This is a genomic window from Sporosarcina sp. E16_8, from assembly GCF_017347095.1.
Taxonomy (GTDB): domain Bacteria; phylum Bacillota; class Bacilli; order Bacillales_A; family Planococcaceae; genus Sporosarcina.
On the sequence record NZ_JADPRZ010000069.1, the window covers coordinates 1 to 14397 of the forward strand.

Here is a 14397-nt window from a genome sequence, read left to right on the forward strand (position 1 = left end):
ACAGCGACTCGGAACTATACGACAGACTACTCAAACTGTACGACAGCCGCGAGACTGTACGACAGACTGCTCAAACTGTACGACAGCCGCGAGACTATACGACAGCGACGCGGAACTCTACGACAGATTGCTCAAACTGTACGACAGCCGCAAGACTATACGACAGATTGCCCGAACTGTACGACAGCGACTCCGAACCTTACGACAGCCTCAATAATCCATACAACCAAAAAGACACTCGTCGGCTAAACAGCCGACAAGTGTCTCATTCATCAAATAAATCATCATCATCTTCAGCAGATGACCGCTTCTTCCGGGAAAACACGAAGACGGAAACAGCAAAAAGCACCATTAACATCAAAACAACGATAAGTAAAATCGGCCCGATACTAGATTCCATCTTCACACCCCGTTACTAAAAATTAAGCGAACCAGCTAATACCAATTGGCAATTTAAATCCAAGGAACATGGTCGCCAATACGAAGACGAAAAACAGGATCCATACTACTTTGACACTCTTGTTCTTTGAAGAACGAACGAGCACCATTTCCATCATACCTATTGTCAGGAAGCCCAATAAGAATTTGACGCCATATAACGCGCCGTCAAGTGATGAGTATTCGAAGAATAACAATGCGCCTGAAATTAAAATTAGCACGTAGAATAGGCGTGCAATCATATGAAGAATCTTTCTGCCTCTTGCTTCTGTGTCCATGCTAGCCGCAACTAGGAATAAAATAATTCCAACAACCCATGTAAAAATATGAAGATGTGTAGTGTTTGATAATACGTCCAAATTAGTCACCTCATTTAGTTAGTAATACTAAATAATCGTATCACAATTGACTAATTCACAAAAGGGAAACTACTCAAACAAACTTATTTACGAGAGTTCCGATGCTTTCAATGGACACTTTTACAGTATCGCCCTGTTTTAAGAATGTCGGAGGCGTCATGCCTTTGCCGACGCCAGCAGGTGTACCCGTCAAAATGACATCGCCTGGTTCAAGCGTCACATAACGTGATAGTTCGGCAATCAGTTCATCGATTTTGAAAATCATCGACGCTGTATTGCCATTCTGTCGCACTTCATCATTCACTTTTGTCACAACCGATAAATTATGTGGATTTGGTATTTCATTTTTCGTCACGATATAAGGCCCCATTGGACACGACCCGTCGAGACTTTTCCCTAAAAAGAACTGGCCATGAGCCGCTTGCACGTCACGCGCCGTCACATCATTTGCAATGGTGTAACCAAAAATATAATCATAGGCCAATTGTTTTGGGATGTTACGACCGCCCTTGCTAATGACAACCGCAAGTTCCCCTTCATAATCAAGGCTATCCGTCACATCGGCATGGACTGAAACTTCTTGGCCATCCGCTGCAATAGCGGTTGGGGATTTCGTGAAGATCATCAGTTTTTCAGGCGGTGCATCTGCACCCATTTCCGCCGCATGATCTGCGTAGTTCTTGCCTACACACAGGATATTTTTAGGCGTTCTCGGAATTGGAGATAGCCATTCTATAGCAGTGAATGCATATTTGAATCGCTCCGAATTTTCATCCGCGCTCGCCTGTTCAGCAAGTTTCCGCATCTTTTCAACGAAATCCAGACCAGATGCGATACCTTCCGTGATTGTTTGTGGAAAATCAGTATCCTCAAACGCTTCTGCAATAGCTAGCATATCCCATACTGCATCTTCCTTCTTCACTTTAGGTCCAAATAACGTCCTGCCGTCGTAACGGAACGATAATAACTTCATCTGTCAGCCCATCCCTTCATTAATAAAACCCTTATTCTGATTACTACGACAAAGGTCGATCCTTTTCCTCTTTATTCGCCAAAACTTTTCCGTATGTTCCTTTACGCCACAACCATTCTAGTGGACCCATGCGGAATTTCGACAGCCAAAGTTCTGCAAATAGGACTTGAATGACGAACACACCGACTGCAATACCTACTCCCGTTGCCACGTCTACTTTGCCATACATGCCGAAACCGTAGGCGTAAAAAATAAGTGTCCCAACAATCGATTGCGTAATATACGTCGTCAACGACATCCTACCCACTTTTGAAATAGGTCGCAGTAATGTGCGAACTAACGGCAGTTGGTAAAGTAAAAGTAGCAAGCCGATATAACCAATCGCTAATATGGGTCCGCCAAATTGTGTTTGCAAGGTAATCACATCCAGTGTCGGATCGCCAATAAACGGCGCAGCTTTCAGCCAAATACCCGCCACTAGCGAAACAACAGTCACGATTGCGATTCCCACTTTTAATTCCCCAGCACGCTCAATTACTTTCCACTTAGACAATCCTGCCCCAATCATTATCAGCGGCAAAATGAAAAACACTCCCAGTAACGCTACTGGCAATCCGGAAGTTAGCCATTCAGAAAGACGGAAGCTAAAGATTTCGCCATAACTACCGTAGGCATACGCTTCAAGCGATCGTTCAATTTGATGAATATCCGCGTAACCTTCCATTAGTGCATTCGGATCAAATTTATTCATTATATAAGCTAATCCATACACGATACCCGAAGGCACAATATACACGAATGTTGCTAAAGGCAGCATCCACTTCTTCGGTATTCTAACAAACGCAATCATGACAAAGCCCATCAGCGCGTATGTAAATAAAATATCCCCCATCCAGATGAGCAGTACATGGATCAACCCGAACCCGAGTAATACGCCCATACGACGTGCCATAACCGGTGCAAATGGCATCTTGTTTGCAATCGATTTTTCATATTGCATATTCAAACCGTAGCCGAACAACATGGCAAAAATCGGGTAAAAACTCGCTTCTACGAAGATATCAATCCATTTAAAAGTCGCCATATCACCCGGCGTACTGAACCATGTATACGGATCTAGATACATATACGGCGAATGGAATACTAGCATATTCGCAATGAATATCCCGAGTAATGCAAACCCGCGCAGCATATCCAGTGCCTCAATTCGATTTCCAAGTGTTGTTGGTGTTAATTTCAATTTTATTCCCCCTGAATTGTTACAGTCCTCTGTCCGTCAAATAAATAAAGGACCATCTCTTTAATGTCTATTTTCACAATTTCTTCAATCGCCTTCTTGTACAAATTCAATTGGATGCCATACCGGACCTGCATTTCTGCGTCGACTTCTTCATCGGAACCAAAACGTCCGCGAACTCGGTCAGTTTTATAATCCAACAGCACCCAGCCATCTTGCTCTTCAAATAAACAATCCGCGATTCCTTGCAATATTTGATAATCGCCGTCTTTATCATCAAAAGCGTACGTAAACGGCAATTCCCGTTCCACTTGCTTCGCTGTCAAAAGTCGTTTCGCAATCGCCGTTTGGAAAAACTGTGCAACCGCATTCGCATCGACCGCAATGGCTTCTTCCATAGTCAGCAACTGACGACTCGTCAATTCTGTTAAGAGCTTCTCAACATCAGCGACGCTACTTTCATTCTGGATATCAATATGCTGCATAATCGTATGCATCGCCGTCCCGACTTCCGCCGCAGATAGTGCCCGCGATTGCATGAAGGCCGGTCGATTATGGAGATATGCCTTACTTACGTCATCATTCGTAGACACCAACAAGTCATCTTCCGCCTGCTGTTCTAGAATCGACAGCCGTTTCAACTCACTGACCGTCTGCTTGGACCGTTTTGTCACCGACGAAAGATGCGGATATATCGCGTCAAACCTGCGTTTCACTTCAAGCAGCATGCCCTCGTCCACCTCTTCAATTGGGACCGCGTCCAGTGATTTCACTGTGTCCTCATCGCTATCTCCAACCTTTGTAAATAACGCGGAAACAGGAAGCGCATCTATTTGCCAAACTGAAGCATCAATTACAGACTGACCGCCTGGGATACTGCCGAATTTCTCGAACGCCGGGTGCCTCGCGACTGCTGGACCAATCCAGTCTAAATATCCATTTGCTCGTGACCTCGTATACTCAGGCAACATCAGTTCAGGATCGACCAACTGGGCGTCCTGCCATTTGACAATCGACTTTTCAATATCTTTTACGGAAGCAATAATTTCAAGATGTTCTTTCGCCCGCGTCATAGCCACATATAACACACGCATTTCCTCCGCACGCATTTCAAGTTCTTTCTTTTCTTTCATTGCTAGAAATGGTAAAGATGTATAGGTAATCCGGTTGTCCGGGTCAATCGCTTTAACAGCCAGACCAAAATGCTGGTCGAATAAATACGGTTCATTGAAATCCATCTTATTGAATTTTCGACCTGCCCCTGCGATGAAGACAAAAGGAAATTCCAGTCCTTTCGATGAATGGATTGTCATGATACGGACAACATTCTCCTTTTCAGTAAGCGATCGCGCCGCACCGAGGTCGTCCCCTCGCTTGCGCATACGGTCAACAAAACGTAGAAAGCGGAATAGCCCACGGAACGACGTTTTTTCATAATCGATTGCACGGTCATGCAGCGCTCGAAGGTTGGCCTGACGCTGTTTTCCATTTGACATCGCACCGACCATTTCATAATAATGCGTATCGGAATAGACTTGCCAAATCAATTCGGACAATGAACCGCGTCGTGCCAAGTTACGCCAATCCTCAAACTGATTGAAAAACCGTTGCAATTTTTCCTGCGTTGCCACCGCGACACCCGCTCCGCCCGTTGTGACAAAACGCTTCAAAGCTTCAAAGAATGACTCACTTTTTCCAGCAAGCCGGACTTGCGCCAATTCATTCTCCGTCATGCCGATAAACGGTGCACGGAGGACGGATGCAAGCGGTATATCCTGATAGGGATTATCGATGACACGCAAAGTATTCAACATAATCATCACTTCTAGCGCATCAAAATAACCGCGTTTTAGTTCGGCATAGATTGGAATTTCCGCCAGTTTAAATTCCTCTGCAATTTCACCCGACCATGTCATCGAACGCATCAAGATTACGATATCCCGATATTCTAGCGGACGCTTTTTATCGCTAAACGCATCCGTAACTTCAGCACCAGATGCAATCAGTTCCTGGATTTTCTTAATCATAAATCGCGCTTCCGCCTGTGAACTCTTCAAGCTTTGGCCTGCTAGTTCCGTGGCTGCGTCTAGTTCCTGCTCGTCTTCCTCTTCTTCATAGAGCAGCGTCAAACCAGCTGTTACGGCTTTTTCAGGATAATTAGCGCCATATTTCAACGCCGCCGCATCATCATAATCGATTTCTCCGACACGCGCGCCCATCACTTGTGAAAAGATGAAATTTGTCGCATCGAGCACTTCTTTACGACTTCTAAAATTTGCATTCAAATCGATTTTCAAGCCTTGATGGCCATCCGTTGCCGTAAATCGATTGTATTTACCAAGAAACAGCATTGGTTCAGCAAGACGGAAGCGGTAGATCGACTGTTTTACATCGCCAACCATGAACAGATTGCCATCCTCTTCCCCGCCGCGCTTGACCAGCTGGATAATCGTCTCCTGCAACATATTGACATCCTGGTATTCATCGACAAGAACTTCTGAAAAGCGATTTTTATAATCCACTGCAATATCAGAAGGCACCAGTTCTCCATCCTGCGCATTCGATAAAATCCGTAGCGCATAATGCTCTAAATCCGAGAAATCGACAATCCCTCGGTCGATTTTCACTAGCTCAAAACGCCTGCCGAACTCAATCACTAAGTCAATGAGCGTATGCATGGTCGGCGCCATTAACCGAATTTCATCAAGTAGACGCGCTGGCGTTCTCGTGAAATAGGATTCTTTCAGCGTATTAATAATTTTCTTCACCGCATCACGCAGCACTTTCGCTCGTTTTGCAAGTTCTTCATCACACGAGTCTTTGCGAATTGTGCCCGCTTTTGCCCATTTCAGCGTGCTAAAAAAGCCATATGTTTCTTCCCATGTACCATCCGTTACGCGCCGAATGGCTTCATTGATCCACATCAAATCTGCTTCAGCCGTAGCTGCAAGTGGTTCCGGTCCGTCTGGCATCAGCGCAATGTTTCGCATATCACCCGTTAACGCCACTGCTTCTTCAAGGGTATGGCGAATGGCCGTTTTCAGCGGTTCAATGAATTCAAGATCATCTATAGAACCTTGATCGCCAATTTCATATTGCATGGGAATTTCGCGAAGCCATTGTTCCGGTACTGGGTGAACGCGGGAATAATCGTACAAGCGGTCAATCAGCGTTTCGATGGACTGATCGTTGCGGTCAGACGTAAAACTATCTGCCAGCCGGTACATCGCTTCGGGATTTTCCGCACTATAGGCATCTTCAAGAACAGCCCCAATTGTATCGTCACTTAACAGCGCCGCTTCTGTACTATCCGCAATCCGGAATCCGGGATCGATATCGATTAAGTAAGCATATTGGCGAACGACGTTCATACAAAATGAATGCAATGTAGAAATCTGTGCTTTGTTCAATAAATTCAACTGCCTGCGCAAGTGGACGGATTCCGGCCTTGCAGCAATCGCTTCTTCCAACGCTTCCGCCATCCGGTGGCGCATTTCCGCAGCAGACGCATTGGTGAATGTCACAACAAGCAATTCATCGACATCAATTGGATTGTTTTCATCAAGTACTTTTTCAATCATCCGTGTGATTAACACTTTCGTTTTCCCCGAACCAGCGGCGGCGGAAACGAGAATATCTTTGCCTGTCGCCCAAATGGCTTTCCACTGAGCATCAGTAAACGTTAGTCCCTCAGGTTTCACGGGTATGTGCATCATCCGCCACCTCCTTACGCATTTTATCGAGCGATATTTCTGGGTCCATTTCAGCATAAGACCGATGTTGTGCTGCCGGATCTGTTTGATCGTACTGACAAACGGATCGATACGAACAAAATTCGCATGGCATTTTATTTTTTAATTTATACGGATAAACGCGGGTATCTCCCGCAAGCATTGCATCTCCGGCTTTTTGATGACGCGTTCTAACAAACGACCGCATCATCTGCAAATCATCTGCCGACAATACTTTTGACGTTTTCGCAAATGTGCCGTCCGTTTTAATGGAGGCAGGTACGATTGCAGAGGACCTACCAATAGCAGCATCCATGCCGATAACAACGTCTTGATTATCGAGCAGATAGCCTCTCATCTTATAGGATTTCGCGATTTCCGCTTCAAGGAGTGCAGGTGTTAATTCCGAACCAGAGCGAATCATTGGGTTATGAATATGCATATACAAAATACCGGCTGGATCCGCATGTATACCGAGCCATTCGTCTGCGTTTTCTAGCGCTACGTCAAGATAAGTCATCATTTGCAAGGACAAGCCGTAATACACTTCCGTTAAATCTAGGCTTTTCGCGGATGATTTGTAGTCGACAACACGGACATAGTTTTTACCGCCAATTTCGGTCGCATCGACACGGTCAATCCGGCCACGCAGTTTCATCGAATCACCACGGCGCAATGGAATTTCAAGCGCTGGCAGTTCTTCGCCAGGTCCAAATCCTGCTTCAATAGCAACCGGTTTGAATACCGTCGATTTGGCCTGCGTACTAAGTGAAAAAATCGTTCGCTGAATAATGTGCATGAGCTTGCGTTTAATATATACATAACGATTCGTTGACAATAAAATCCGGTTAAAGAAGTAAGGCGATATATCTTCCACCGCAGCTCTGGCCAGCTTCCAACATTCCTCGCGCGTCAGTTCTGCCCACGATTTATCGAGACGCATTGTTTCATCTGACACCCATTTTAGAGCAGCGTGAAATAAATCCCCGATTGCCGGAGCTTCTAACGTAAATTCCGTTCGTTCACGCAAGCCAAGTCCAAACGACGCATAATGCTGGAACGGGCAGCTGTAATAGGATTCAATCCGTGACACACTGGAAACGAATGATTCCCCGTATAGCCCTTCCGTAATCTCTGGACGCAGCCGCTCTGTCCCATTCTTCTCGTTCATCGGACGTATGATATGACTGATGACAGATGACCAATACGGATCCTCGTCATAATACGCCATCACCGCACGCCATTCACGTTCAAACACACCCGACAGTTCCGCCTCTTTCAACTTCATGGACACATAAGGAAGTGCAGATCGCGGGTGGCTGATATAATCGAATTGATTGGCTTCTAGCGGTAATTCAGACGGATCCGTTACCGCAATTTTCGTTGCAGTTCCTGGTAGCATCTGTGCAATTCTCGAAATGTACAGCGACGGAATAAGTGCCTTCCCTTCCTCATCTGCAACTGGATACGACACATATAACTTTTCGCGCGGCGCTGTGAATGCGCGGTAGGCCATAAACGTTTCATCCATCAATTTCAACTTCGACGTGGGCGCTAGTTCAAAGCCGATTTCCGAGAACCATTCACGGTCGGCGTCCGACAGCAGTCCTTCATTGTCAACCCTTTTCGGCATAACGCCATCGTTGACCCCTATGACAAACACAGCGTCAATATCCATTAAACTTGAAACTTCGACAGTCGACACTGTCACTTGGTCGAGCGACGGTGGAATGCGAGCAAATTCGAGTGAATCAAAGCCTTCATCCAAAATTCGAGCCGCTTCTACAGCATCCATTTTTTTATCCCCGAACATAAGGACAAACTGATCCAGCACATTAATCCAGCCGTTCCAAGCCTGCTCATGTTCCGTTGCGCCAAGTAATCGTCCTGCACGTTCTTCTTCCGCACGCAGATCGATGATTTTATCATAGACATGTAAGTTTTCCATGAATAAAAACAGAGCTTCCGCTACATCACGTCCCGTTTTGGACCGTTTCAACTGCTTTTCAAAATCAGCAAGCGGATCCCGAATTTCATCGCGAATCACAAGCAATTCCCGCTCCATCGCACGTTCTTCATCGGTTTGTATGTCTGTATACATTTCAAGGCCGCGATACTTCTTCACGCGCCAGCGGCTGTCATCGAACCAACGCTGTCCGTAAATCCCATGTGCAAGAACATAGTTTTCGAGTCTATCTGCGCGATCACGCCATAATAACTTTGTTTCTCGGTGCGGGAAAAAGAGATCTGTTTTGACCGCCCGGAACACCGTTTCATACGACCAACCCGTTGTCACCGCTTCTAACACAGAACGTGAAAACTCGATAAGCGGATGATGCAACATCGGTTTCTTCTGGCTAATGAACACCGGAATATCATAATGCGGGAAAATAGTCTCTATGAGTTCATCATACTTTTCAGGCTGCCTGTACAAAATTGAAATGTCTTTGTAACGCTTGCCGGCAATCATTAATTCGCGGATTGTCCGCGCCACTGAATGGATTTCCGCGCGTCGATTCGCCGCTTCAACCAAGACAATATTTCCGCCAGACGGTTGTTGTTTCGCGGGATAGTGGTCGAATTCTGCCTCAAAATGTTTTAAGTCTTCATTTTGATAACGTGGCGAATCAGCCAAATGGATATCTTCCTCTACTTCCACCGATTCAGCACGCGCGAGTTCACGCAATTTGAGGGAGGTCCGTACAGGATTGAAAAATAATTCATGGTCCGCAAACCCTGTGAGCGCGCCTTCCATTGGTAACACAACTGTCAGTCGGTTGGCGTGTTTCATCAGTTCCGTGACGATTTCATATTCCCTCGACGTGAAGTTTTCGAAACCGTCTAGATAGATATCAGCTCCTTTTAACAGGTCTGAATGATGTATTTGTGAAGCGAGTAGAGCCAGATGCCCTTCGCTATCGACATAGGTTGTACCCAACTTTTCTTCGATTTTTGTCAGCAACAATGACAGGTCTTCCGCTTTGTCGAGCAATGTGCGCGGTGCACCCTTCGAAGCCAGCGTATCGTGGAGATTACTCATCGTTTGGTGATCGAGACAATAGCGACTAAACTCCTTCAGTAAGTCCCCAATTTGTTCCGTGAATCCACGTTTACTCGCAGCTTGCCGAAACAATTTGAACTGATCCCGATTGTCTTCCAAAACGCTTCGCACAAGCATCCGGTACCCGAAGCCATCTATTTCCTTGCGCGTAATGCCGCCCGTTTCCTGCAGCACACGCCATGCCAACCGTTTAAACGTCAACACCTGTGCGCGGATGATCCCTTTTAAACCGAAATTAACGGACAAACTATGCTCCATCGAGAACGACATCTGGTCTGGCACAATGACAATAACAGGTGCCCCCATCGGATTCCGCTGCAGTTCAGCAGCCATTTCCCGCGCAATGAACGTCGTCTTTCCAGCGCCCGATCTACCGGTTATGAAACGCAGTGACATATGGTTCCCTCCCTTTGTTTATGTGTATGTATTGTTCATTACACTAATAAAAACCTGTCATCCCTACCTTCCATTGTACAGAAAGTTAGGGGTGACAGGAACTGTTTCAACTGAATAGGGAGTGATTACTTGTCATTACGCGGAGCGGCGGATGCACGGAAATCGGCTTCTACTTTTGCATTCAGTCTCCGCTCGAAATATTTGCCGATGAGCCATAGTAAAAAGATGCCGACTACTGCAGTCGCAGTTCGAATTGGATCCGTGAATAACGCTTTTATGTCATAGCCGATATAGCTAATCATGAAAATCATGACAAACTTTCCGGCCATCAGTGTGACTAAATAATTCTTTTTCTTCATATCAGATAGCCCCGCCACAAGATTAACGAGTGCAGACGGTGTAAACGGGAAACACTGGAATAAAAACAGGGGTCCGAAACCGTTGCGTTCCACCCACTTGATCAGCTTTTGAATACGTGCACTTTTTGTCAGGAAATTAAGAAACTTGTTGCGTCCATACTTGCGGATAATTAAAAATACAGCATAAGAACCCACCACAGTTCCCGCCCATGATAGAAGGAATCCGTACCAAAGACCGTAAGCACTTGCATTCGCAAGAACAAATGCAAAGAGGGGAAGAAATGGTAAAAACGCCTCGATAAATGGCAGTAATAGCCCAAGGAATGGGCCAAGTGATTTATAGTGTTGTGCTAATTCGATAATTTTATCAGGATCCAACCATCCATTCATCTGAAACACCCTCGCTAAAATTACTGTTTTCGTAAGGCTCCTATATACAAATCAACATAGAAATACCCCGTATTTAGAGTTTTCCTTTAAATATGAACATTTAAACCCTTAAGTATAGTATAATCACTTAAATATACTTTGGGAAGATGTGAATACAATGAACACTAACCAATTTTCAGCTGGCCTAAAAGCAGGGACGAGCATTGCAATCGGCTATTTCCCCGTAGCACTCACATTTGGACTGCTCGCAAAAACTGCCGGCTTGTCCATTATTGAAGCTACAGCAATGAGTATTTTCGTCTACGCCGGAGCCGCACAATACATGTCGCTCAGCCTAATTACATTAGGTATCGACCCACTGTTGATCGTCATGAACACATTCGTCGTTAATATTCGACACTTTCTTATGACGGCTTCGCTCAATGAAAAGATGCAGCCCGCACGAAAATGGGTTAAAGCGATCTATGCGTTCGGTATTACGGACGAATCATTTACAGTACTCGCAACAGGTAAAAAGGGAAAGATCCCGACAGCGTTCGCATTCGGCGTTACGCTAATCGCCTACGGCAGCTGGGTCGTCTTTACTGTCATCGGACATATTATCGGTGCTAATTTGCCACAGTTCTTACAAGCCGCAATGTCGATTGCACTCTACGCAATGTTCATCGGATTACTTGTTCCCTCGATGAAAGGCAATCGCAAAGTTGTCATGCTCGCTGCCCTTGCGGCGGTCATCCATTGTGTCCTGTACTTTACTGAGGCATTGTCGACGGGCTGGTCGATTCTTGTCGCAACGCTTGCGTCCTCAATCCTTGTTGAGATTGTTTATTCGCGGCGCGGGAAAACAGCTGAATCGATGTTTAAACGAGAGGAGGAAGTCTAATGGGCCCAAGTTATTGGTGGATGCTTCTGGGCATGGCGCTTGTGACATATATTCCGCGTATGATTCCGCTGGCTGTTTTAGATGGTAAAGAGTTGCCACCAGTTGTGTCAGGCGTCTTACGTAATATTCCATATGCTGTCCTAGGCGCGCTCATTTTTCCAGCGATTCTGTTTGTACAGGAAGGGAATATATTGTTTGGGGTGCTTGGAGCAGGGGCCGCGTTTTTAATCGCCATTTTAGGCGGCGGTGTGATGTCCGTTGTTCTTGGTACGATTGCTGTGTTGGCTGTTTATAGTTTGTTTATGTGAGGATGTGGAGGCCGGTTTGTTGCGGTCTTTTTTTGTTGGGGGAGGGTGGATTGGGTGGCGTGGGATATGATTGGTTGCAGTGGGATATGATCGGTTGACGTGGGTTATGCTCGGGTTGACGCGGGATATGCTTGGTTGGCGTGGGATATGATCGGTTGCCGCGGGATATGCTTGGTTGCCGTGGGTTATGCTCGGTTGGCGCGGGATATGCTTGGTTGACCGTGGATATGCTCGATTAGCATGACAAATGATCGATTGACCGCGGATATGCTCGGTTGGCACGACATATGATTGGTTGACCGTGGTTATGCTCGGTCTACTACCCTATATGCTACCCCCCTATCCCTATTTCATCCAACAATAAAACCGCTCCTTTAACAGCGAGCGGCTCCATTCGTCATTCCTCTTGTTCATGCTGCCTTGCAATCTTCATCATACGGGTCGCATACCAGAATCCGACGGTGAGCGATAGCGCATCCGCCCCGTAAAGTAGCCAGTTATGCGTATAACCCGCGTAGACCGATGCTGCAATCAGTGCAACCGTTAAAATAAGACCAACAACATGGTGAAATGTCACACGTGTAAATAAAATCACAAGCAGACCCGGCAAAATTAAAGCAAGTAACAGTTTAGTTTCGAATGAATCCATTTTCAACATCCCTTCCAGAGTAATCGTTCACTCAATGTTTACCGAACGACGAGAAGTCCAAGGCGATGATGGTCATGTCGATAAATAACCTGCTGCATAAGTCGAACTTCCCCGTTACGATCAATCACTTGCAAGCGACAATGTGCAGCATTAAGCTGAATCGCGTCATATAGTTCTTTCTCATTGCTTACCTGAAGACCATTTACAGAACGGATGTATTCACCCGGCAGAAGCCCCATTTTTTCTCCTGGAGATCCTGGCACAACTCCCGCAATAACAACCCCCGCTTCACGCGGCGCAACAACGAACCCACCTTGCCTGTCACGTACCCAAGCCGTAATGGAAATAACTGCCCGACACACTACCCCTAACAGTAATGCTACCCACCCTAAAATCGGGAGCCATAGTGCAGCAATCCCAACGACAACTACTGTACCGCCTGTCCAAACGACAGCACGACCGATTTTCGGGAATAAAACATCTGGATACAGCGAGCGCGCCACTTGTGAAAACCCAATTAGTACAGGAACCGGAACAAAACTGAATGCACTTTCCCCAAATGTGAACTGCGGCCAATACGGTACGAAAGCCGAAATCATATCCCCCGGCACCAAAAATACAACTGGCAACAGCCATAGCCGCTTCGTCTTGAAGGCTGCAGCTCGCAGTCCACGGTTTGTATGCACCAAGGTCGGCGACGCATACCGGATCGTATGACGTCTAATAAGAAGTCCTTCTGCAATTAAGAATAACCCCGCGATGACTGGAATCGTTACCGCTAGATCGCCAAGTAGATCCGCCTGAGCTGGCGTCCAACCGAGAAACGAGAAATCTCCCATATACTTTTCTATGAAATAAAGAGCGAAAAAAGCCGCCGACGCGAAATAAATCGGTGAAGTCACTTTATAATAGAATGTCAGCAGGGCAATAAGCGCCGACGCAGAAAATAGCACAAGCCACCCTGGATCTGCTAGCAAACCCGCCCCGGAAATCAAAACGGACAAAACAAGCGCATATGGCCACGACTCCGCCAAAAGCCGCTTCAATTCTGTTAACCCCGGCAACAAACGGACTTTGAAACTCCTACGCTCTTTTTTCACACGGAAATACCCAACACCAACTGCTGTAAAAAGAACCGCTATCAATAATGGATTCAGGAAAAACAGCGCAACCGCTTCTACTATATTAAATATCGTTTTCTCGGACACGAACCGTCACCATCCAATCTTCGTTTACACTATCATGTTTCTACATTGTAACAAAAGAATGCCGCTCTATGTGAATCGTTATTGAATTATTCATTAAATGGTAAAAACCGCTTATGGTTTTAGCGTGGTATAGGCGATAGTCACGGCTTTTCTCGGCGTAGTCATGGCTGCCAAAGTTAGTAAGGGCGAGCCCGCGACTTTGTAATGGCTATTCTCCTTGAAGTCATGGCAATCCCCAGCGTAGTCATGGCTACCTAAGTTAGTAAGGAGAATCCCCGACTTAGTCATGGCTATTCTCTCCGTAGTCATGGCCGTCCCCGCCGTAGTCATGGCAAACAAAGTTAGTAAGGACAATCCCCGACTTAGTCATGGCTACTCTCCCCGAAGTCATGGCAATCCCCGCCG

The 14397-nt window shown here is 46.1% G+C and carries 12 protein-coding genes; 3 read left to right on the plus strand and 9 right to left on the minus strand.

What is annotated here, in order from left to right; genetic code table 11:
* Positions 1–249 (plus strand): hypothetical protein (locus I2484_RS19635; protein ID WP_207152764.1); only part of this gene is annotated, 249 nt, incomplete at its 5' end.
* A gap of 16 nt (positions 250–265) precedes the next feature.
* Here I2484_RS19635 and I2484_RS21715 read toward each other — a convergent pair.
* The 7 genes from I2484_RS21715 to I2484_RS19665 form a co-directional block, all read right to left on the minus strand.
* Positions 266–400, minus strand: coding sequence for a hypothetical protein (locus tag I2484_RS21715; RefSeq protein WP_255551624.1), 135 nt, complete (start codon positions 398–400; stop codon positions 266–268).
* Positions 401–422: 22 nt separating this feature from the next.
* Entirely contained in the window at positions 423–797 is a 375-nt protein-coding gene (locus I2484_RS19640; protein ID WP_207152765.1) for a YisL family protein, read from the minus strand.
* A gap of 73 nt (positions 798–870) precedes the next feature.
* Positions 871–1770, minus strand: a complete 900-nt coding sequence (locus tag I2484_RS19645) for a fumarylacetoacetate hydrolase family protein (protein WP_207152766.1) — start codon at positions 1768–1770, stop codon at positions 871–873.
* A 43-nt stretch (positions 1771–1813) separates the two neighbouring features.
* Positions 1814–3010, minus strand: a complete 1197-nt coding sequence (locus I2484_RS19650; protein ID WP_255551625.1) for a DUF418 domain-containing protein — start codon at positions 3008–3010, stop codon at positions 1814–1816.
* A 2-nt stretch (positions 3011–3012) separates the two neighbouring features.
* Complete coding sequence (addA, locus tag I2484_RS19655) at positions 3013–6720, minus strand: helicase-exonuclease AddAB subunit AddA (protein WP_207152772.1); 3708 nt, start codon at positions 6718–6720, stop codon at positions 3013–3015.
* Positions 6698–10195 (minus strand): helicase-exonuclease AddAB subunit AddB, encoded by a 3498-nt coding sequence (gene addB / locus I2484_RS19660; RefSeq protein ID WP_207152767.1) that lies wholly within the window; start codon positions 10193–10195, stop codon positions 6698–6700. Before addB ends, addA begins: the two co-directional genes overlap by 23 nt.
* A 125-nt stretch (positions 10196–10320) precedes the next feature.
* Positions 10321–10944, minus strand: a complete 624-nt coding sequence (locus I2484_RS19665) for a TVP38/TMEM64 family protein (protein WP_207152768.1) — start codon at positions 10942–10944, stop codon at positions 10321–10323.
* A 157-nt stretch (positions 10945–11101) separates the two neighbouring features.
* Here I2484_RS19665 and I2484_RS19670 point away from each other — a divergent pair, with 157 nt between their 5' ends.
* Positions 11102–11827, plus strand: coding sequence for an AzlC family ABC transporter permease (locus tag I2484_RS19670; RefSeq protein WP_207152769.1), 726 nt, complete (start codon positions 11102–11104; stop codon positions 11825–11827).
* Complete coding sequence (locus tag I2484_RS19675; protein WP_186669235.1) at positions 11827–12135, plus strand: AzlD domain-containing protein; 309 nt, start codon at positions 11827–11829, stop codon at positions 12133–12135. Before I2484_RS19670 ends, I2484_RS19675 begins: the two co-directional genes overlap by 1 nt.
* Before the next feature lie 397 nt (positions 12136–12532).
* Here the strand turns inward: I2484_RS19675 and I2484_RS19680 are convergent, their stop codons facing one another.
* Together I2484_RS19680 and I2484_RS21885 are read right to left on the minus strand one after the other, a co-directional pair.
* Positions 12533–12784, minus strand: a complete 252-nt coding sequence (locus tag I2484_RS19680; RefSeq protein ID WP_186669233.1) for a CsbA family protein — start codon at positions 12782–12784, stop codon at positions 12533–12535.
* Positions 12785–12822: 38 nt separating this feature from the next.
* Positions 12823–13992 (minus strand): PDZ domain-containing protein, encoded by a 1170-nt coding sequence (locus I2484_RS21885; protein WP_207152770.1) that lies wholly within the window; start codon positions 13990–13992, stop codon positions 12823–12825.
* Positions 13993–14397 lie beyond the last annotated feature (405 nt).

Coding starts and splice junctions, on each gene's coding strand:
- I2484_RS21715 (WP_255551624.1), bottom strand. CDS start 400: ATGGAATCTAGTATCGGGCCGATTTTACTTATCGTTGTTTTGATGTTA.
- I2484_RS19645 (WP_207152766.1), bottom strand. CDS start 1,770: ATGAAGTTATTATCGTTCCGTTACGACGGCAGGACGTTATTTGGACCT.
- addA (WP_207152772.1), bottom strand. CDS start 6,720: ATGCACATACCCGTGAAACCTGAGGGACTAACGTTTACTGATGCTCAG.
- addB (WP_207152767.1), bottom strand. CDS start 10,195: ATGTCACTGCGTTTCATAACCGGTAGATCGGGCGCTGGAAAGACGACG.
- I2484_RS19665 (WP_207152768.1), bottom strand. CDS start 10,944: ATGAATGGATGGTTGGATCCTGATAAAATTATCGAATTAGCACAACAC.
- I2484_RS19670 (WP_207152769.1), top strand. CDS start 11,102: ATGAACACTAACCAATTTTCAGCTGGCCTAAAAGCAGGGACGAGCATT.
- I2484_RS19675 (WP_186669235.1), top strand. CDS start 11,827: ATGGGCCCAAGTTATTGGTGGATGCTTCTGGGCATGGCGCTTGTGACA.
- I2484_RS19680 (WP_186669233.1), bottom strand. CDS start 12,784: ATGGATTCATTCGAAACTAAACTGTTACTTGCTTTAATTTTGCCGGGT.